General features: G+C 38.2%; 15 protein-coding genes. 11 read left to right on the top strand and 4 right to left on the bottom strand.

What is annotated here, in order from left to right; genetic code table 11:
- The 5 genes from EAH57_RS10650 to EAH57_RS10630 all read left to right on the top strand — a co-directional run.
- Positions 1-1,325, top strand: a 1,325-nt coding sequence (locus tag EAH57_RS10650) for a DUF2345 domain-containing protein (protein ID WP_147440124.1), incomplete at its 5' end; no start/stop codon positions are given.
- Positions 1,326-1,397: 72 nt separating this feature from the next.
- Complete coding sequence (locus EAH57_RS10645; protein ID WP_228200045.1) at positions 1,398-6,131, top strand: RHS repeat-associated core domain-containing protein; 4,734 nt, start codon at positions 1,398-1,400, stop codon at positions 6,129-6,131.
- A 17-nt stretch (positions 6,132-6,148) separates the two neighbouring features.
- Positions 6,149-6,667, top strand: a complete 519-nt coding sequence (locus EAH57_RS10640; RefSeq protein WP_121930036.1) for a tetratricopeptide repeat protein — start codon at positions 6,149-6,151, stop codon at positions 6,665-6,667.
- Between the two features lie 204 nt (positions 6,668-6,871).
- Positions 6,872-7,750 (top strand): tetratricopeptide repeat protein, encoded by an 879-nt coding sequence (locus tag EAH57_RS10635; RefSeq protein ID WP_121930035.1) that lies wholly within the window; start codon positions 6,872-6,874, stop codon positions 7,748-7,750.
- A gap of 43 nt (positions 7,751-7,793) precedes the next feature.
- Positions 7,794-8,768 (top strand): SEL1-like repeat protein, encoded by a 975-nt coding sequence (locus EAH57_RS10630; protein ID WP_121930034.1) that lies wholly within the window; start codon positions 7,794-7,796, stop codon positions 8,766-8,768.
- A 406-nt stretch (positions 8,769-9,174) separates the two neighbouring features.
- On the opposite strand, the gene EAH57_RS10620 is transcribed toward EAH57_RS10630, so the two are convergent.
- From EAH57_RS10620 to folE2, 4 genes are read right to left on the bottom strand one after another with little or no spacing between them, the layout of a single operon-like run.
- On the bottom strand, positions 9,175-10,530 hold the full coding sequence (locus EAH57_RS10620) for a dihydroorotase (RefSeq protein ID WP_121930033.1): 1,356 nt from the start codon (positions 10,528-10,530) through the stop codon (positions 9,175-9,177).
- On the bottom strand, positions 10,520-11,080 hold the full coding sequence (locus EAH57_RS10615; RefSeq protein WP_121930032.1) for a carbonate dehydratase: 561 nt from the start codon (positions 11,078-11,080) through the stop codon (positions 10,520-10,522). Before EAH57_RS10615 ends, EAH57_RS10620 begins: the two co-directional genes overlap by 11 nt.
- Before the next feature lie 21 nt (positions 11,081-11,101).
- Positions 11,102-11,521, bottom strand: coding sequence for a phosphoribosyl-AMP cyclohydrolase (hisI, locus tag EAH57_RS10610; protein ID WP_121930042.1), 420 nt, complete (start codon positions 11,519-11,521; stop codon positions 11,102-11,104).
- Entirely contained in the window at positions 11,515-12,417 is a 903-nt protein-coding gene (gene folE2, locus EAH57_RS10605) for a GTP cyclohydrolase FolE2 (protein WP_121930031.1), read from the bottom strand. Before folE2 ends, hisI begins: the two co-directional genes overlap by 7 nt.
- A 110-nt stretch (positions 12,418-12,527) precedes the next feature.
- Between folE2 and EAH57_RS10600 the strand changes: the two genes are divergently transcribed.
- The 6 genes from EAH57_RS10600 (at position 12,528) to EAH57_RS10580 (ending at position 20,620) form a co-directional block, all read left to right on the top strand.
- A complete protein-coding gene (locus EAH57_RS10600; RefSeq protein WP_121930030.1) occupies positions 12,528-13,241 on the top strand; it encodes a D-Ala-D-Ala carboxypeptidase family metallohydrolase in 714 nt (237 codons plus the stop codon).
- A 6-nt stretch (positions 13,242-13,247) separates the two neighbouring features.
- The gene (locus EAH57_RS16045; RefSeq protein ID WP_213071149.1) at positions 13,248-13,646 is read left to right on the top strand and encodes a transcriptional repressor; all 399 of its coding nucleotides are present in this window, start codon (positions 13,248-13,250) and stop codon (positions 13,644-13,646) included.
- A 15-nt stretch (positions 13,647-13,661) separates the two neighbouring features.
- Entirely contained in the window at positions 13,662-14,885 is a 1,224-nt protein-coding gene (gene zigA, locus EAH57_RS10595) for a zinc metallochaperone GTPase ZigA (RefSeq protein WP_005196487.1), read from the top strand.
- 755 nt (positions 14,886-15,640) lie between these two features.
- Positions 15,641-18,106 carry an acyl-CoA dehydrogenase gene (locus EAH57_RS10590; RefSeq protein ID WP_121930029.1) on the top strand — a complete coding sequence of 822 codons (2,466 nt, stop codon included), beginning with the start codon at positions 15,641-15,643 and terminating at the stop codon, positions 18,104-18,106.
- A 253-nt stretch (positions 18,107-18,359) separates the two neighbouring features.
- Complete coding sequence (locus EAH57_RS10585; protein ID WP_121930041.1) at positions 18,360-19,346, top strand: acyl-CoA desaturase; 987 nt, start codon at positions 18,360-18,362, stop codon at positions 19,344-19,346.
- Positions 19,346-20,620: an NAD(P)/FAD-dependent oxidoreductase gene (locus EAH57_RS10580; protein ID WP_121930028.1), complete on the top strand. Its 1,275-nt coding sequence runs from the start codon at positions 19,346-19,348 to the stop codon at positions 20,618-20,620. Before EAH57_RS10585 ends, EAH57_RS10580 begins: the two co-directional genes overlap by 1 nt.

Here is a 20,620-nt window from a genome sequence, read left to right as displayed (position 1 = left end):
CAGGAGAAGGCTTACTGATCAGCACCCATGCACAACAACAAGCACAAGGCGAACACCTCGAAGCGCAAACAGCCAAACAACAACTGGAAGGCAACCAGAACAATGCCAAAGCCCTCAGTGAAGTGGCAAAGAACCAACAAACGGATGAACTCGAAGCTTTAGAACAACTCAAAAGCTTTGCAGAAGACATCCAACAGGATATTGCCAAATTCAACAAAGCCTTATTACTACTCAGTTCCCCAAATGGCATTGGACTCAGCACCTCAGAAGACATACACCTTTCTGCGGATGGACAACTGAACCAATTTGCAGGGGATAGCATTAACCTGACCACACAAAAGAATTTAATCGCCCAAGCCAGTCAAAAGATCAGTCTATTTGCAGCACAAGCTGGGATTAAACAAGTTGCAGCAAAAGGTAAGTTTGAGATACAGGCACAAGATGATGCTGCTGACTTTATTGCCCGTAAAGATATACAAATCATTTCAACGGAAGATGCCATCTATATCACCAGTCCGAAAGAGATCGTTATTACGGCAGGCAGTTCTCAGATCAAGATTAATGGTTCTGGCGTATTTCCGACCACAGGTGGCAAGTTCGAGGTCAAGGCGGGGCAGCATTTGTTTGCTGCGGGAGCGAGTGCAAGTGCTAATGTTCCTCAGTTACCGAAAGCCAAACCAATGAAAGGGGCATTGGAATTATTGAGAAGCTATGGCGGCGAAAACTTCTTTAAGCAAAATAGTTATAAAGTAATTGATTCATTAGGTAAGCAAATTACAGGCAAGCTTGATGGAAGTGGTTTTGCTCAAGTGACAGGCATTGCACCCGGTCCAGCGAAAGTGATTTTTGATAAAGATGACAGTAGTGGATGGATGCAAAGTAGTGATTTTAGCCGTGATTATACATGGGCTGAGCCTGTTTCTGGTGTTGCAGGATTGATGAAAAATGCTTTGGGTTCATTGGGTCAAAATACTATGTCACAGTTAAAAGATAGTTTTCTTTCACTGGACAAAAATAGTTTAAAAGACCTTGGAAAAAACACAGTCAATAATTTAGTTGACCAAACTGTGGGACAAATCAAAAGCCAAGTGACAGATACAGCTTTTAGTGCGATCTCGAATCAACTTAATTTAAATGTATCCCCAGATCAAATCAGAAGCCTTGGGCAGGTTGTGAAAAACCCAAACCAATCTGTTGAAATGATTAAAGCGCAGGGAATGGATTTTTTTAACGATCAAGCCTCAGCAAAACTTACTCAATTCACTAAAGTTGATTCTCCGATTCAATATGGTGTTATGGATACATTTACAAAGCTTAAAAAGTAGATCAGATGAAAAGAAATACTGAGTTTAAGTCAAAGTATTGATGTAATTTAATGAATTAAAGGTTTTATATTAATGACTACTGAAAAGACACAACAGGCAGAAACAACAAAACAACCCGCTGTTGAACTCGCAGTATTTAACTTAGAAAGTACTCGGGATGTCACTGACTTACAGGTGATCGCACATCAAATCCAACTGTATTTACAGGTCTGTGGCAATACCTCACTAGGACAAGTCAAAAGCAATGCCAATGTCCCTACAGTTGCTAATATTTTTGCATTAACGGGTAGTGTCTTAGATTTACTCTTATATGCCACAACACCGCAGACTGGTGATGCTGATATGCAGCGTGGGGCTTTACTCGGCGCAAATTTAATCGGATTGTTTCCTGAACCGAATAATGAAGCACATGCTCGTATGGCGTTACGACCAATGTTTGGTGTAATGGCAGAATGTTTATATCCTGAAAATGGGAAAATTAAAGAAGCTGATATTAAGCGTTTAGGCTTACATCTTAATGCAATGGTTGCAGGGGATTTAGAAGTATTTTTAAAAGAAACACAAGCAAAGTTAAGTGGGCTGCTGACCCAAGCTGCAACTTTGGGTGCAAGTGTTTTGCAGAGTATGGCAACCCCAACTGCAGCTATTAATGCAGGTGTTGCAGCTCCAATAGGTGCTTCGGCAGAGAAACGGGACCCCAAGCTTAAATTTAGCAATTGGGCAGTGCCATTAATTGATCTGATCGGAACACCGAGCCAAGCAAACCTGACACCGAAGATTGAGCCGAATATTCAAAGTCGTTTACAGCAAAAAGCAACTCAAGCGATCACCACACTTGCACAAGTATTACAACAACAAGCAAATCCCAGCCAAAAGTATACTTTGGCATGGTTAATACAAGAAACTTTGAAAGCAATAAAAGCGTTAGAAAATAAAGGCAGCGCTAGTGTGCCGATGAATCAAACGGGGGAATATGAACGGCATACCAAAGGGGATATTTTAGAGTTCGTGAGTTTACAAGCCGATGCTTTAAATGCTCCGCCATGTGAGGGCAAAGGGTCAGATACTGGGCAAAGTATTAGCTATTCAATTGGTGCTGAACGAGTGCAGCATGCAGATTTTTATTTACCTAAAATTGGTTTTTCCTTTATTCGCCAATACAGCTCACAAATGGGTGAGTTTGATCGAAGCATGATTGGCGCACGTTGGATGATGCCATTTTCCAACATGATTCAACCCAATGCTCAAGGCTATTTATTTATAGACAGTAAAGGGCGGAAACATCAATTCCCTGCTTCAATCCCATTTGAAGCTTATGAAGTACCATTTGAAGGAATAACCGTACAACCAGTCGAAGATGGTGATTTAATACTAAACTTCGGTGGAGAATGGTCTTTTCAATTTCATCAATTTTCGGCTGGTCAGCCTTATCAGTTGATTCAACAATTTAATGAAAATACACAAGAAAAGATCGTTTTAAGCTATCTACTATTTGATGAAATTGCCTATCTGCAAAGCGTTGATTTCCAATTAGAACATGCTCAACACCAATTAAAATTTGCTTTTAATGAGCAAGTTAAAATCATTGCTGTATTTATTGATGGACAGGTTGAGCCTTTAGCGCGTTATCAATATGATACCCAAGGCAATTTAATTGAAGCCATTGATCAAAATGGTCATGTCCGAAACTATGAATACAACCATTTCCATCAACTCACACGCTATACCGATCGCACAGGACGTGGGCAAAATATTCGCTATGAATCAACCGACGCCCAAGCCAAAGCGATTGAAGAATGGGCAGATGATGGTAGTTACCATACCAAACTCAAATGGCATCCTCGCTTACGCCAAGTTGCTTTTTATGACGCCTACGATGTCCCGACCTATTACTATTTTGATCTGAATGGATTTACCTATCGTACTCGTTTAGCAGATGGACGTGAATCGTGGTACAGCCGTGATAGTCAAAAACGTATTACTCGTCAAATTGATTTTGAAGGACGTGAGACACAACAAGAATACAATGATCAAGATCAACTCATCAAAATCGTACAGCCAAATGGCGGGGTAATCCGTTTTGCCTACGATGAGCAAGGCAATTTGGTCGAAACAAAAGATCCTGAAGGCAATATTTGGAAACGAGAATATGATGCTAAGGGTAATATCAGCAAAGAAATAAATCCTTTGGGGCATATCACCCAATATAAATACAACAATGATAATCAATTGATCGAAGTGATTGATGCCAAAGGCGGCAGCAAAAAAATTCAATACAATGAATTAGGACAAATGACCTCCTATACTGATTGCTCAGGCAAAAGCAGTACTTGGGAATACGATGAAGAGGGTTCATTAACTGCTGAACAAACTGCAAATAATAAGGTCGTGCAGTACCTTTACAGCACTCAAGGTCGAGACAAAGGACAACTCCAAAGTATTGTTTACCCTGATGGATTAAAAGAACATTTTGAACATGATGAAGAAGGGCGTTTACTCAAACATATTGATACTAAAGGTTTAGTGACTGAGTACCAATACAATGCCACAGGATTACTCGAACAACGCATCGATGCTAATCGACATCGCATTGGCTATCAATGGGATAAACAAGGGCGCATCAAAAAACTAATCAACCAAAACCAAGCAGAATATTTGTTTGATTACAATCAATATGGTTATTTGGTACGTGAACAAGCCTTTGATGGAGAAGAAAAACACTATAGCTATCATGATGAGAGTGGCAGGTTATCTGAAATCCGACAGCCCAATATCTTGACCCAATTTGATTATTACGCAGATGGACAAATCGCATCGAAAAGCTTTACCCATTTAAATACGGGAAAGAAGCAAACAGAACAATTTGATTACAACCTGAACAGTCAACTGAGCCGAGCCAGTAATGAGGTTAGCCAAATTGATTTTTATCGCAATGCACTTGGGCAATTGGTGAGAGAGCATCAGCACTACAAAATCGCAGGGCTTCGTCCACTTACTGCAGTCTTACGTTATGAATATGACGAACTTGGTAATCTAGTTAAAACAATCCGTCCAGATGGACAGGAACAAGCCAATTTGAGTTATGGCTCAGGACATTTATATGCCATTGCCTTAAATAAACAAGACGTGGTTTCATTCCAACGAGATGACTTACATCGAGAAACAACACGGCTATTGGCAAATGGACTCATCCAAACTAAACACTATAACGACGTTGGCTTACTCAGTTCACAACTGATTCAGCCTGAACAAGAAACGCAAGACTATTTACAGTACCAAGCGCATCGACATTATCATTACGACCAAAACTACCTACTAAACCAAGTTGAAGATAGCCGTTTGGGTAAGTTTAATTATCAATACGACCCAATTGGACGCTTAATCACGACACAAAGCGCACATAAAACTGAGAGTTTTAACTTTGACCCTGCGGGTAATTTGATCGACCCTGTATCCGCATCTAGTACGGCACAAATTAAAAATAATCTGGTCAGAAGCTATCAAGGAAAACATTACCACTACGATGCACAAGGCAATGTCATAGAGACTAAACAAGCAGGTAAAACGCTTAAACTGACATGGGATAATCAAAATCGACTGATTCGCAGTGATCACAATGGTCAAGCCACGGACTATGGCTATGACGTATTTGGGCGCAGACTTTATAAGAAAACGGTAGATGCGCTGACCCTGTTTGGTTGGGATGGTGATTTGATGATTTGGGAATCCCTCAAATCAGAGCAAAATAGTTTTACCAAGCACTATATCTATGAACCTGATAGTTTTGTTCCATTGTTACAAGCAGGATATAATGGTTTTATTCAACTGATTGAAACCCCTGATTATAGTGAATTTCAAAGCAAACCTTATTCGGTTTATAAAGATCCTGTATGGCGCAATGATACTCGTAAAAATCGAGTGGATTTAGAACAGATCGCTTTTTACCATTGTGATCAAGTCGGTACGCCACAAACTATGACCAATGCTAGAGGTGAGTGTGTTTGGGAAATTACCCAAGATACTTGGGGTACTGCATTGGAGATTAAGTCGGTAAATCAAGATAATCCATTTGAACAAAGTAATCTGAGATTCCAAGGTCAATATTACGATCAAGAAACAGGATTGCACTATAACCGTTACCGTTATTACGAACCCTATAATGCAAGATATGTGAGTAAAGATCCGATTGGGTTAAATGGTGGATTTAATGTATTTAAATATGTTAGAAATCCTCATCAACTAGTAGATCCCTTGGGATTAGTAGAGTGGAGTGGTTCTTCTTATCAAGTTTCAGGTGGGCCTGTATCAGGAGTTAAATATGAACTTCGAAGTGAGTGTATAAACGGGCGTAGAGCGAGGGTTGTAGTTTATGCTACCGGTGGTACTGAAGGAAAAGGCCTAGCAGTTGGAGCTGTTGGCTCGGAAAGTGTATCATTTGAAGATGACAAAAAAACGATTGATCCTGGTGTATTTAATGGAACTTGGTCAGAAGTCTCTGTTGGAGTTAGCTTTATCAAAGGTATAGCAATAGGTAAAACAAAGTTAGGATCGGCACTTTCTAACGGTGTTCTTACTTTTTTTTCACGAGGATATACTGCTTCTGCAGGTTCTGTTTTAGGAGTATCAAGAGTGACCTCTCAACACTTTGAAGACTGTAGAGTTGAGGCGAAATGCGAAGGTGAGTGTAAGAAAAGAAGGGATGAAGAAATGAAGAGATTACAGGAGCTTGGAGAGAGATATCAAAAAGAAAACCCTGTTTATTTAAACGTACCTCCGAGTTCTCAATGGTTTCCGTCAAGTTTTTAATTTTTTGGAGTCTGTAAATGAAGTTTTCTTATTCTATTTTTTTAACCTTATTGCTTGTAAGTGGTTGTAGTAATGGTACATCAACAGACAAGATTCCTGATTCAGAGAAAATTGAATCAAGTGAAAAAAACTCTTATCAAAAAGCAAAGAAATATTCTGAAGCTGGTGATAATCAAAACTATTTAAAATTTTTAGAAGCATCTGCTGAAAGTGGGGATGTAATTGCCCAAAATGAATTGGCTGGATTATATGCATTTGGTGATGGAGTACCAAAAAGTGGAGAGAAATTCATTTATTGGTCGGAGTTAGCTGCATCAAAAGGATATTCGCTTGCTCAGCTGAATTTAGGCACAGCCTATTTTTTTGGAACTAATGGAGTAACTCAAGATTTGGTAAAAGCGGAAAAGTGGCTAACACTTGCTGCAAGTAATAATGAAGAAATTGCTAAAAATTATTTACGTCAAATAAAGAATAATGAAATACCAGATGCATCAATACCAGATGATATAAAACTTCTTATGGAGAATGATAAGTAGTTTGGTCTATTTACTCAAACTGACTTTGCCCCTATGAAGCGTATTCTATATAGCTTGGGGCTTTTTAGCCTGTTGATAAATATGCTAATGGTCTAACCTAATGAGAGATCCGATGAGATTAGTTAAATTACTTGTTTAATTATCAAATAAGTGTTTTGAGAGATATTAGTCATTCAAAATGAAATTTTAAGAGATTGCATAAGAATGCTGAAAAAGAAATTATTGGTGAGTCTCGCTGTAAGTATATGTATTACTGCTTGTAATGCTTCAAATACATCATCTGATTTAAATATGACATTTGAACAAGCTGAGCAGTTAAGATCACAAGCAGAAGCTGCGCTATCAAACTCAGATGAAAAGAAAGAATATTATAAAAGACTCGAACCTATTTATGAAAATTTGGCAAAAGAGGGTAATAGTGATGCTCAACTAATATTGGCTGATATTTATTTTAAAGCGCTGAGTGGAACTTATGATGCTAAAAAATCATTTGAGTGGACAAAAAAATCGGCAGATAATGGAAATGTCTCCGCTATGTATAATGCTAGTTTTAAGTACTATACTGGAACTGGAGTTAAAAAAAGTATAGAAAATGCAAAAAAATATTATCTTAAAGCTGCTAAGTTGAATGATGTTGATGCAATGGGCTCTATAGGCTCTATTTATATTGAAGAAGGAAATGTTGAAGAAGGGTTAAATTATTTAAAAAGAGCAGCCGAAAAAAATGATGCTCTTTCCCTATTTGAGTTAGGGTTGATATATTGCGAAGGTGTGGTTGTTAAACAAGACTATAAAATTTGTAATAATTACTGGGAAAAATCTGCATCATTAAATAATGCTGAGGCTGCTTTAAATTTGGGTATTAATTTGATAAATAGTAATGGTATCCCTAAAGATGTGGATCGAGCTATTAAGTATTTTGAATTAGCTAGTAAAATGAGTAAAGGACAAGCATCTTATAACTTAGGAGTCATATATTCATCTCCAGATTATAATAAGTTAAATGAAAGTTTATCTCAGTTTTATTTTAATAAAGCATATGAGCAAGGCATCTCAAGTGCTAAAGAAAAGATAAAACAGTAAGTATTCAAATAATTTTCTGTAATTTATAAGAGATAGCATAATAATGCTCAAAAATAAAGTTCTGTTTATTTCCGCTATAAGCGTTGTCGTATGTAGCTTAATTGCTTGTACAAATTTGAATAAACAGGACAAGTTCCCTACGCTCGAGGAAGAGTGTAAATTAGCAGGAAGTAGCAGTAAGCAGTGTGAAATTTTGAATTTAAAAGATCTATCTTTAGATGAAAAAGAGAATCTAATGGGATGGGTCTATCTAAATGGTTTAGATAATATCAAGCCTAATTATGATAAAGCCTACTATTGGTTTGAAAAGGCTGAAAAATCCAATAACCATGAAGCTATAAACTCATTAGGCATGATTTACTTTGCTGGTTTAGGAAAATATAAGGATTTTCAGAAGGCTGAGGAATATTTTTTAGAAGCAAATAAGTATGGTAACAAAGATGCTAAATTGAACTTAGCAGAATTATATAGAATTAAGGATTTTGGTCGATCACCAGATTTTGAAAAAGCAGAGAGTTGGTATTTATTAGGAGTCCAAGATAATCCTTCACGGGCATATGAAGGTTTGTCAAAAATGTACTTGGATCAAGAAAACTATGAAAAAGCGTTTATTTTTTCTGAAAAAGCTGCTGAACTAGGTAATCCTGAAGCCCAATATAATTTAGGGATTTTCTTTGAGCAAGGTGTGTATGTAAAAAAAGATAAAAAGCAAGCTGAATATTGGTATAAAAAAGCAATAGAAAATAGAGAACCTCGCGCTGCTTACAATTTAGCTTCATTATATGAAAAAGGTGATGGAGTAAAACAGGATTTTAATCTTGCATATGCCTATTATACTTTAGCAAATGAGCTTGGGTTACAGGCGGCTCAAAGTAAACTATTTGAACTAGATGGAAAAGTTGATAAAGAAAATATTAGAATTTTAAAGAATAATGCAAATATACAAATTGCAGTAGATGACCCAAATAGTAAATGGGAGATTATGGACGAAGAGGATTATTTGAAGAAAAAAAATTAAGATTTTTATATTATTTAACGGTACTTGTTTGTTTAGTGAGTGGAATATCTTCGGCTGTCTCTAAAAAGCAGAATAATGAGATGACGAATATGCAACTCAAAAATACGCAACCAGAAATTCTTCATATTAAACAAATTCCTGATACGAATTTCAGTTCTTTGATATTCAAATAAATCGTCCTGAAAAGCTAAATAATCCTTTTTTTGCACAACAATTTGTAGAAAACTTACAAATCATCAATCCCGTATTGATCGATGAGAGAAATGAGATGTTCTTAATTTTAAGAACTCAACTTCAATTTGGTCTAGTTTCAACGGGGCAATATAGTACTTACACCGTTGAGCAGACCAGAACTGGACTAAAAATTGTAGAGCAAGCGAGTTCGGAATTTAATCAAATATCCTTTCTATCGATCAATTTCTAGTGCTTTTCCTCGACAACTTAAAAACAATTGTTGTTGATGCCACGCAAGTTGTCCTGAAACAATAGTGGTATCAACCTCATAACGGAAAGTTTTATCCTGGAAAGGACTCCAATTGCACTTCATGTAATTTCGTTGATCTTTCACAGCGATACGTTGCGTATTTTCTCTAAGTAAAACGAGATCAGCCCAATATCCCTCACGAATATAACCACGACCTTTGATCTTAAATAAGTCAGCCACTTGATGAGAGGTTTTACGTACCATTGTTTCGATGCTGAGTTTGCCATCCGCGACCAGTTCCATTAGTGCAGGAAGTGCATGTTGAACCAGTGGTAGTCCCGATGGAGCATTCAAATACGGTTGCTGTTTTTCATCCCAAGTATGGGGTGCATGATCAGTCCCAATAATATCCAAACGGTTGCTGTTTGATATTGCATTGATCAGCGCTTCTTTATCTTGTTGGGTTTTGATTGCTGGATTACATTTAATTAAATGTCCAAGTGCAGCATAGTCAGAATCATCAAAACTAAGATGATGAATACAAACTTCGGCAGAAATATGTTTTCGATTTAAAGGTAGATCTTTAAATAAACATAACTCTTTGGCTGTGGTCAGATGTAACACATGCAGTTGAGTTCCATATTTCTCAGCTAAGGACACAGCAATTCGAGAACTTTCAAAGCAAGCCTGTTTATCTCGAATTTTAGGATGCATTGCTGCTGGAATATCTTCGCCATGTTTTTCCAAATAAAGTCGTTCCTGATCTTTAATCCGAGGCGTATATTCACAATGGGTCAATAAGATAGTCGGTACATTGGCAAACAACCGTTCAAGAATTTGAGGATCATCGACCAGCATATTGCCAGTTGAGGCACCCATAAACACTTTGACGCCACTGACCAATTTTGGATCAAGTTGTTCAATAGTGTCTAAATTGTCAGAACTCACACCAAAATGAAATGCATAATTGGCCATGCTGTGCTGTGCAGCAATCTGCTTTTTTTGCGCTAAGGTTTCTAAGTTCAATGTCGCGGGATTGGTATTGGGCATATCCATATAACTGGTAATGCCCCCAATCGTTGCTGCCATAGATTCCGATGCGATACTGCCTTTTTGCGGTGAGCCAGGATCTCTAAAATGAACTTGATCATCAATCATGCCAGGAATCAGCCAAGCACCATTGGCATCAATGGTTTTCGCATTGAAAATACCTGTGATATTGCTAGCGATTTTCTCGATTCGTCCATCTTGAATCAGCACGTCTGCAATATACTGTTTATCTTCATTCACTAGATTGGCATTGCGAATAATGATCTTGGGAAATTGTTTAAAACTCATTGTGCAACGCCTTATAACCTTTGATTAACTCGATATTGGTGCTGACCACACTTTCAGAAAATTCACTGATCGAAACATCAACAGGAGGATATTGGCTTAAATCTGTTTTAGGATTGATATAGCTCATGGCAGGAACATAAAAGTGACTCGGTAAATCACGCCCATCAACCACCGCATTATGTCGAATCGCACTATGATCACCGACTTTGCAGTTGAATAAAACGCTATTAAAACCAACAAAAACATGGCGACCAATTTCACAAGGACCATGAATAATCGAACGATGTGCAATCGATGAGTTTTCTCCAATTGTCACTGCTGCACCAGCTTTGGAGTGAATCACCACGCCATCTTGAATATTGGAATTTGCGCCGATAATAATCGGTTCCATTTCTCCATTTTCATCAGTTTCATCTGCTCGAATCACCGCATAGGGTCCAATAAACACATTGGCATGAACAATCACTTTCCCACAAATAATCGCGGTTTGATCGACATAAGCAGATTGATCAATGACAGGAAGATGACCAGATGGATTTTTACGAAGCATAGAATTACCACTTTAAAAAAGTTAAATCATCGGTTGGGTTAATATCTCGACCTGATCACCGTTCAGACCAAGATAAAAACAGTTAGGGCGTTGGGTGTGGCAAGCAGGGCCGATTTGATTGACCAAAAACAAAAGGCTATCGCCATCACAATCAAGTCTGGCTTCAATCAAATGCTGCCGATGACCTGAACTTTCACCTTTTCGCCACAAACATTTACGTGAGCGCGACCAGTAACACACTTGTTTTGTTGTCAATGTTTCGATTAAAGATTCGGCATTGACCCAAGCCATCATCAGTACATCTTTGGTATGGTGATCTTGCGTGATGGCAGGGATCAGGCCATCTTGATTCCACTTGATCTGCTCAAAAACACTGTTGAAATCAAACTTTTGTCCTAAGGCACCGTATTCCATGCGCTCAAAAATTGGCAGTTTTACCATTGCCATGAACCCCGAGCCACCGCGTCATGTGCATGCAAACTTTCGGCATGAATGACTTTAAAATTGAAGCCTTTGATATTTTGATGATTTAGAAATGTGCTATATAAACGTCTTAATGCATCTTCACAAAACATAAGGTTTTGACCGTTGGCGACTGCAAATGCTTGTTCATCAATACGTTTTACCGCAGTTTGCACGGCTGTCATGAGTGACTGTTCAGCTTGATTAATGAATAAAATTAAAGGGATGTGTTTAATATTTTGATCGAGTTTGAAATTGAGAATGGCAAAGCTTCTTTGGCTATGCGGTGTCGCTGCGATCGCGTCCGTGGTATTGAGCCAGTCCACGATTTGTTGCTGATCTAAACTGATTTCTTGATTAGCCAATGCCGTTTGAAATCGTTGTTGAATAATATTTCTAGCGAGCGCCGCAGAACAAGGGCAAGTCGAAGAATAGGGAATCTCGACTTTTAATCTCGCTTCAAATTGATCCTTTAGAAGTTGACAAGACAGCACAAAAGGATAACTTTTCCAGCCTGATAAATTACTAATCAATGCGGGTCTTTCGATATAAAGCTCACTATGAATTTCGATTTTGGCATGTTCAGATAAACCTTTGTGGCTTTCTAAGAAGTCTTTTAAAACATGTTTGATATCAAATAGGCTGAGATTGCTGATTTTGGTCAGTTCTAAAAGTCGGGTATATAGGCGTGACATGTGGATCCCTTTGGCGAAAGGATCATCTAGGCTGACAAAGGCATTGATTTGGCTTGGGCAACGTGTATTTTCGATATGTACTGGTAGCGCAATGTTTTCCATACCGACCCAATCAAGGGAATGGCTATATGCTTTTGGTAAGGTAGATTCAGCAGATATATCTGGAAGAACAAGATTCATTTGTTTGTTTGCTTACGTTGTAATGCTTGTTGTTATGTTATAACATTGCAGTAAGCATCTACAAGATCGCTGCGTAGTTAATTTAACTTGAGAGACTCTGAAGAATCAAAATGAACAAAATCTATTTTCTCGGATTCATTTGCTGTCTTTCTGCATGTCATTACCCCAATAAAGCTGCTCAGTTGAATCCAGAATTAAAGACTGAACAGAAACATGCTATTGCAAAAATTATTCTACAAGAAAAGCGTATTCCATCTTCTTACCTCCAATGGATCGCCCAAGCGAATCATCAACAACAAATTTTGGCATACAAGAGTTTTTTAAACCGTCAGGGCATTTCTTCTTATATTCCAAATTTTGAATTTTTCCAGACAGCGAGAGATTGGCAGAAATGCAATTATGCTGAATATGAAGTTCCACCGAGAGAACTATGGAGGAACATTGTTCCAACTTTGAATATTCTTAATCAATTGATAGAACAAAAGCTGATTGATCAGTTCACGGTGACATCAGTCTATCGAAACTATGCTTTAAATCAATGTGCTGGCGGAGCGGGCGCATCAAAACACGTCTTTAATGCGGCACTCGATTTTCGTATTGGCAGTGAAAGTCCAGATTCGATTGAACAAATCCGTATCGAGAAAACAAAAACTAAACTTTGCCAGTTTTGGCTAGATCAAGGCGCAGCACTGAATATGGGGTTAGGTGTTTATGCATCAGGACAAATCCATATTGATGCATCGGGATATCGGACATGGGGTGTCGATCATCGTTATACCTCATCGCCATGTATCAATAATTTCTCTAATAATAACAATGAGTAAATCGCAATGAAATTAACCATAGCTCAGCAAAATATTTTAGCGATATTAAAAGCAGAAAACAAAGCCATGAGTGCTTATGAGTTGTTGGAAAAGGCAAAACCCTATGGTTTTCAAGCCCCCATCCAAATCTATCGAATTCTTAAAAAGCTCACTGATCAATGTCTCATCGTAAAACTCAATACATTAAATATGTATGTTCTGAATCGAGCTGAACTCACAGCAAGTTATCAATTATTTACCGTGTGTACCGAATGCCAAAAAGTACAAACCCTTGCTATTCCACAACTTAAAAACTGCGTGGAATCATCTATCAAAGCCAAAAGATTCAATCCTAAATACCCATATTTAGAAGTATTAGGTCAATGTTTTTCATGTATTTCCAAACATGAAGCCCAGCAAATTTAAAAAGTGAGAAAGCCAATGAATCATTCTTTAGCCACTCCATCTAAACTTCCTGTCACCGTATTATCAGGATTTTTAGGCGCAGGAAAAACCACGTTACTCAATCATATATTGAATAATCGTGAAGGGCGAAAAATCGCCGTGATCGTGAATGATATGTCAGAAGTCAATATTGATGCCGCTTTAGTTCGTGAAGGCGGGGCAGAGTTATCTCGTACAGATGAAAAGCTCGTTGAAATGAGTAATGGTTGTATCTGTTGTACCTTGCGAGAAGATTTACTTATTGAAGTGCGTCGCTTAGCTGAAGATAATCGTTTCGATCAACTGGTAATTGAATCTACAGGAATTTCCGAGCCATTACCTGTTGCTGAAACTTTTACTTTTGAAGATGAAAATGGCGTTTCACTGAGTGAGTTTGCTCGTCTAGATACCATGGTCACGGTGGTCGATGCTTATAATTTTTTAAAGGATTATAGTTCACTCGACAGTTTGCAATCGCGTGGTGAATCACTGGGTGAAGAAGATGGGCGAAATGTGGTTGACCTTTTGATTGATCAAATCGAGTTTTGTGATGTGATCGTATTAAATAAAGTTGATTTAATTAATGCTCAAGAAAAAGAACAGTTATTTGGAATTTTACATTCACTCAATCCGAGAGCAAAAATTGAAATTTCAGCTTTTGGCCAAGTAAATTTAGATCGTATTTTAAATACCAATCTCTTTGATTTTAATGAAGCGGCGCAAGCGCCGGGTTGGCTAAAAGAGCTCAGAGGTGAGCATACTCCTGAAACAGAAGAATATGGCATTCGCAGTTTTGTTTATCGTGCCAGAAAACCTTTTCATCCCCAGCGTTTTTTTGATTTTGTAAACTCAGAATGGAAAGGCGTTATTCGCTCAAAAGGCTTCTTTTGGTTGGCATCTAATCCTGAATTTGCAGGCACTTGGTCTCAGGCAGGCGCGATGGCGCGACATGGTGTCGCAGGTTATTGGTGGGCGGCTGTAGGTGATGAGCATTGGCCTGAAGATCAACCCAGTCGTGAAGCCATAGAGAAAAACTGGGATGAGTTAACCGGTGACGCACGTCAAGAAATCGTATTGATTGGTATGGATATGGATGAATCAAATTTAATCCAACAATTCGATGCTTGTTTATTAACTGATGACGAAATGGCATTAGGTGCAGAAGAATGGGAAAAGTTTGATAACCCGTTTGTTGAATGGGCGGATATGATCGTTAAGTAAATACAAAAAGTCTGAAGAGTGATGAAAGTGGTTTACGATCTATAACTGTTTGCGAGCTAGAGTTTTCTAAAAGTTGTAATTGCATAAATAGGGAACTCTAGTTTTTATTATCCAGCTATAGTGATATCTCAGTGTTAAAGTTTTAATGGTTATCTGAGTAGTCAGATAGGTTCTAAGCTATTTTGTAGTAGGCAATGCCTAGATCTTTAAATCAAGCACTGGGATAACATGATCTCATTTAACTTATATGCTCACGGAGGCTAAAAAATTCTATTAGTATTTTCTTTAAATAAAAAAATTATATATTTAGTCATAGAATAATTTATTGTGAAAATAATGATTTTTTTTTAATGTGATTGACCTTGTTGATGCGAGACGTGCTCTAAAAGGTCGCTATTTGTTGATATTTCTCATTGATATCGCCAGTGAATCTATAGTTTTAAGTTATTGTTCATCTATCTATTTATTATATTTTTTTGTTTGTGCTTTAAATAAATCTGTTGATATAAAATTGCATCACAGATGAGCTATTAAAATAATTACTATTTTTTACTTAGGTTTTGTTTTGCAAGAATTATGTAATGTTTGGTAGCTTATAGGGAAAATAAAAAAACTCTCTGTACAATAAAATTTCACTCCTTCTTCACTCACTTAAGACTAAATTCTATTTTACTCATTTAAGACCAGATTCAAACATAACGTTAATTAATTAGACTTCATTTTTCTCAGTTCAAGTTCAAGGCAAAGGAGCAACCATGACTCTACTATTGATATTGCTTAGCTTGTTGATTCAGTTTGTTATACTGTGGGCTGTATTTTATTTCGAACTCAATCGAACAACCGGTAGTATTCTTTCTATTCTCATCGCTATCCTGTGTAGTGTTTTTATTACACCGTGGAGTTTATTGATTGGATTACCGATCATCATAATGAGTGTGATTTTACTCATTCCTTCCTTGCGTGAAGCCCTTATTAGTCGTCCCGCTTTCAACATACTCTCCAAAGCGATGCCAAGTATGAGCAGCACAGAAAGAGAGGCGTTAGAAGCAGGCACAAGCTGGTGGGAAAAGGAATTATTCATGGGTTCTCCCGACTGGGAAAAATTTGATGAGTATCCTTATCCTCAGCTTTCAGTAGAAGAACAATCATTTATAGATAATGAAGTGCAGCAATTGTGCTCAATGCTAGATGAATGGAAAATTCATCACCAAGATAAAGACTTGCCGTCTGAAGTTTGGCAATTCGTCAAAGATAAAGGTTTTTTAGGGTTAATTATTCCCAAGTCATTTGGGGGCAAAGAATTCTCGCCTTTTGCACAAAGCCGAATTATGAGCAAGATTGCTTCGCGTTCATTGACGGCTGCCGTGAGTTGTATGGTTCCAAACTCACTGGGTCCCGGTGAGTTGTTGCTGCATTATGGAACAGAAGCACAGAAGCAGCGTTATTTGCCCGGTTTAGCAAACGGAACGGAAGTACCATGTTTTGGTTTAACCAGTCCAGAAGCAGGTTCAGATGCGGGCGCGATTCCAGATACAGGTGTGGTGTGTTATGGAACATATCAAGGTCAAGAAGTCCTTGGTCTGAAAATGAATTTTTCCAAGCGCTGGATCACACTTGCACCGATTGCAACTGTCATTGGTTTGGCGTTTAAACTCCATGATCCAGATGGCTTGTTAGGGGACAAAAGCAAAGTCGAATATGGCATTACCTGTGCCTTAATTCCTGCAAGTCACGAAGGCATAAAAATTGGAGCAAGGCACAATCCCGGTGCACCATTTATGAATGGTACTGTTGAAGGAACAGATATTTTTATCCCGATCGATTGGATTATTGGTGGTCAGCAAAATGCAGGTAAAGGCTGGCGTATGCTGATGGAATGTTTAGGTGTTGGTCGTGGTATTTCACTGCCTGCATTGGCAACAGCTGCGGGTGAAATGAGTTATCTGTTGGTCGGTGCTTTTGCCAGTGTTCGTCAGCAGTTCAAAGTGTCTGTTGGGCAGTTCGAAGGTGTGCAAGAAGCGACCAGCGATATTGCCAGTGATGCTTATATGTTGGAGTCATTCCGCTACTTAGTAACCTGTGGTTTGAACCAAGGCGGAACACCCGCAGTAATGACCGCGATGGCGAAGTACTATGCCACTGAAGCGATGAGAAAAGTCATTAATCATGGTATGGACGTTGTAGGTGGACGTGCAATTCAACTTGGGCCGCGTAATTTCCTTGCGTTGACTTATCAATCAATTCCAGTTGCGATTACGGTTGAGGGTGCCAATATTCTGACACGTTCTTTGATGATTTTTGGTCAAGGTTCGATGCGCTGTCATCCCTATTTATTCGAAGAGTTACAGCTGTTGCAATCGAAAGATAAAGCATCTGCCTTAAAACAATTTAATCCACTATTGTTTAAACACCTTGCTTATACATTCAACCGTGCAGCAAAAGCAGTTGCATTTGGCATCACAGGTGGCTCAGATCATGGCTCTAAACAGTCTGATCAATTTTCAAAACCTTACTACAGCATCATCAACCGTATGAGTGCAGATTTTGCCTTAACAGCAGATATGGCTCTCGGTATTTTGGCGGGGGATTTAAAACGTAAAGAAATGCTTTCAGGACGTTTGGCTGATATCCATTCTTATTTATTCATCGCAACTGCGATTTTAAAATATTATGAAAATGGTCAACGAACTGAGGCTGAACAGAAGCATGCAGAATTGGCATTAAATAAAGCGTTATATAATGCACAAGAAGCATTTTTCGGATTTTACGAGAATTTTCCAGTCAAGATTGCAGCTCAGTTGGTGAAATTGATTTGTTTCCCATTTGGTCGACCTATTTCAAAACCTTCGGATCAACTTAAACAAGATGTTGCTCAATTACTTTTACAGGAACATGCGTTCCGAGAAGAGTTGAAAAAACATGTTTATTATACAACTGAAGAAAATGATGTGATGGGAAGAATGGAGTCAACATTCCAAATGCTGCTCACTGTGCAACCCCTATGGAATAAGTTTAAAAAAGCTGAATCCAAAGATCAGTTTAAAGGGCTTACTTTCGAAGAGCACATTGCGGATGCAGTATCGGTTGGTTTCATTGACTCAGGCGAAGCAGAAAAGCTCTTGCAATACAACGCGAAACGCTATGACAGTATGCTGACTGATATCTTTGATGAGCATTTAGAAAATGATTTGATCCCAGAAAATCCTCATCTGAAAAGTTAATAAAAGATAGTAGGGTAGAAAAGCGAGTTATGTATGACTCGCCTTTTTATTTATCAATCCTGTTTTTTCAATACTTCGTCTAAATCAATCTTGTTTGTTCTTATAAAAAATCAACAAAAATATATGCTTATTCAATAATTTTATACTATGATGCATTGAGTAGCTTAATCAATTGCGTTCGAGCTTCACATAAATTTCATGTCAAATTAACTAAAATCAAAACTATAAAAAAGAGATGGGTCAGGAAGAATCAATGCTTAAATTTTTTCTGCGATGGATAGACAGTTGGTCGATAACGCATACTTCCGAGACAAATGAGTTTGATACTTCAAAAACCTCAAAAGATCCCAAAATTCAGTGGCTCAGAATTCTACCATTTATTATATTGCATCTCGCGTGTTTAGCCGTATTTTGGGTCGGCGTCTCATGGTTTGCTGTGTTTTTCATGCTGATATTCTATTTTATTCGAATGTTTGCAATTACCGCATTTTTCCATCGTTATTTATCGCATAAGACATTTCAAACCTCACGAGTTGTACAATTTATTTTTGTGCTGATTGGCACAATGAGCGCTCAACGCGGTCCATTATGGTGGGCGGCACATCATCGTTATCACCATCGATATACCGATACGGATCATGATCCGCACTCATCAAAACATGGGTTTTGGTACAGTCATGTGGGTTGGTTTTTAAATGAGCAGAATTTTTCTACCCGTAAAGAAGTGATCAAAGACTGGCTTAAATTTCCTGAGATTGTGTGGCTAGATCGGTTTAGTTTGCCTGTGGTGTTGATCACAGCTTTGGCCATTTACGGTTTTGGTGAGTGGTTAGCCGGTGCTTATCCAAGCTTAGGTACATCGGGTTTACAGTTGTTGGTTTGGGGTTTTGTTGTTTCAACTGTTTTGTTGATCCATGCGACTTTATGTATCAATTCGCTTGCGCACCTCTATGGCAGTCGAGACTTTGAGACCCCAGACAATAGTCGAAATAATCTATTCCTATCCATTATCACATTAGGTGAGGGATGGCATAACAACCATCACTATTATGCAGGTAGTACCAGACAGGGTTTCTTTTGGTGGCAAATAGATATTACCTATTATCTTTTAAAAGTCATGTCTTGGCTGGGACTGATATGGGGGATAAAGCCTGTGCCACAACGTATTTACACTGCACGTAAAAACCAACTCAAAAAATTCAAAATGAACTCAAATAAAATTCATAGCAAGGAGTCTTGATGAAGATTGCAATCGTAGGCTCTGGTATTTCAGGCATGTATGCTGCGTGGAAATTATCTAAACAGCATCAAGTAACTATCTTTGAGAAAGAAAATTATTTTGGTGGTCATACTGATACGCATGATTTATCGATTGATGATAAAAACGTGGCGGTTGATAGCGGTTTTATTGTGTTTAATGATTATAACTATCCCTTATTCAGTGCCATGATTGCTGAATTGCAAGTAAAAGCTCAAAGCAGTGATATGAGTTTTTCAGTTAATAATCAGGTGACAGGGCTACAGTACAACCCTTCAAAAAAATGGTCACTATTGACCAGACCACACAACTTTTTAAATAAAAACTTTCGGATCATGTTGTCTGATTTAATTCGTTTTTATCAGGACAATAAAGATGTTTCGGTAGATGAGTGTGATGCTGATTTAACAATTGAAGACTATTTAAATAGAAATGATTATTCTCAGGTGTTTAGACACGAACATCTATATCCAATGTGTGGCGCACTTTGGTCAAGTCCTGTCGATCAAGTGGGCAAAATCCCTTATAAGTTTGTGGTGAGTTTTTTTCAACATCACCGTATGTTGCAATTAAAAGATCGACCGCAATGGCAGACGGTAAAAGGTGGGTCGGCATCTTATATTCACGCAATTCGAGCGACTTGTCCTTCCATACAGTGGAAGAATGCCCCAGTGCAACAGGTAATACGAGCTGATGATTCCGTTACGATTATTACCGAAAAAAATCAGGAAACTTTTGATTGGGTTGTGTTTGCCAGTCACGCGGATGACACTTTAAAGCTGATCCGAAATCCTTCGGTAATCGAGCGAGATATATTAGGCTGTTTCGATTATCAAGATAATTTTATGGTCGTACACAGTGACAGCTCGATCATGCCAAAACGTCGATCACAGTGGGCGAGTTGGCATGTGCATGTGACAGCCCAAGATCAGTCTAATAAAAAATCTAAAGTGAATAATGTGCATTATGGATTTACCTATTGGATGAACAGTTTGCAGAAGCTGCCGTGCAAAACACAGGTGTTCTCGACACTCAATCCAAATATGCCAATTGCAAAAAACAAGATTTATGTCGAACGTCATTATCGACATCCTGTATTTGACAAAAAAGCAATCCAAGCACAAGCACGTTGGCATGAACTAAATGGCAAAAATCGCAGTTCCTTTTGTGGTGCGTATTGGGGATGGGGATTCCATGAAGACGGAGCAAGTAGTGCTGAACGTGTAGTCGAACCTTTATTGAAGATATCTGATTGA

The sequence above is a fragment of the Acinetobacter sp. 2JN-4 genome (assembly GCF_003687745.1).
Classification (GTDB): Bacteria; Pseudomonadota; Gammaproteobacteria; order Pseudomonadales; family Moraxellaceae; genus Acinetobacter; species Acinetobacter halotolerans.
The sequence above is the reverse complement of the archived record's forward strand: the minus strand, read 5'-3'. Positions and strand labels throughout refer to the sequence as shown.

Coding starts and splice junctions, on each gene's coding strand:
- EAH57_RS10580 (WP_121930028.1), top strand. CDS start 19,346: ATGAAGATTGCAATCGTAGGCTCTGGTATTTCAGGCATGTATGCTGCG.
- EAH57_RS10630 (WP_121930034.1), top strand. CDS start 7,794: ATGCTCAAAAATAAAGTTCTGTTTATTTCCGCTATAAGCGTTGTCGTA.
- EAH57_RS10585 (WP_121930041.1), top strand. CDS start 18,360: ATGCTTAAATTTTTTCTGCGATGGATAGACAGTTGGTCGATAACGCAT.
- EAH57_RS10620 (WP_121930033.1), bottom strand. CDS start 10,530: ATGAGTTTTAAACAATTTCCCAAGATCATTATTCGCAATGCCAATCTA.
- EAH57_RS10640 (WP_121930036.1), top strand. CDS start 6,149: ATGAAGTTTTCTTATTCTATTTTTTTAACCTTATTGCTTGTAAGTGGT.
- EAH57_RS10645 (WP_228200045.1), top strand. CDS start 1,398: ATGACTACTGAAAAGACACAACAGGCAGAAACAACAAAACAACCCGCT.
- zigA (WP_005196487.1), top strand. CDS start 13,662: ATGAATCATTCTTTAGCCACTCCATCTAAACTTCCTGTCACCGTATTA.
- EAH57_RS10615 (WP_121930032.1), bottom strand. CDS start 11,080: ATGCTTCGTAAAAATCCATCTGGTCATCTTCCTGTCATTGATCAATCT.
- EAH57_RS10590 (WP_121930029.1), top strand. CDS start 15,641: ATGACTCTACTATTGATATTGCTTAGCTTGTTGATTCAGTTTGTTATA.
- folE2 (WP_121930031.1), bottom strand. CDS start 12,417: ATGAATCTTGTTCTTCCAGATATATCTGCTGAATCTACCTTACCAAAA.
- hisI (WP_121930042.1), bottom strand. CDS start 11,521: ATGGTAAAACTGCCAATTTTTGAGCGCATGGAATACGGTGCCTTAGGA.
- EAH57_RS10600 (WP_121930030.1), top strand. CDS start 12,528: ATGAACAAAATCTATTTTCTCGGATTCATTTGCTGTCTTTCTGCATGT.
- EAH57_RS16045 (WP_213071149.1), top strand. CDS start 13,248: ATGAAATTAACCATAGCTCAGCAAAATATTTTAGCGATATTAAAAGCA.
- EAH57_RS10635 (WP_121930035.1), top strand. CDS start 6,872: ATGCTGAAAAAGAAATTATTGGTGAGTCTCGCTGTAAGTATATGTATT.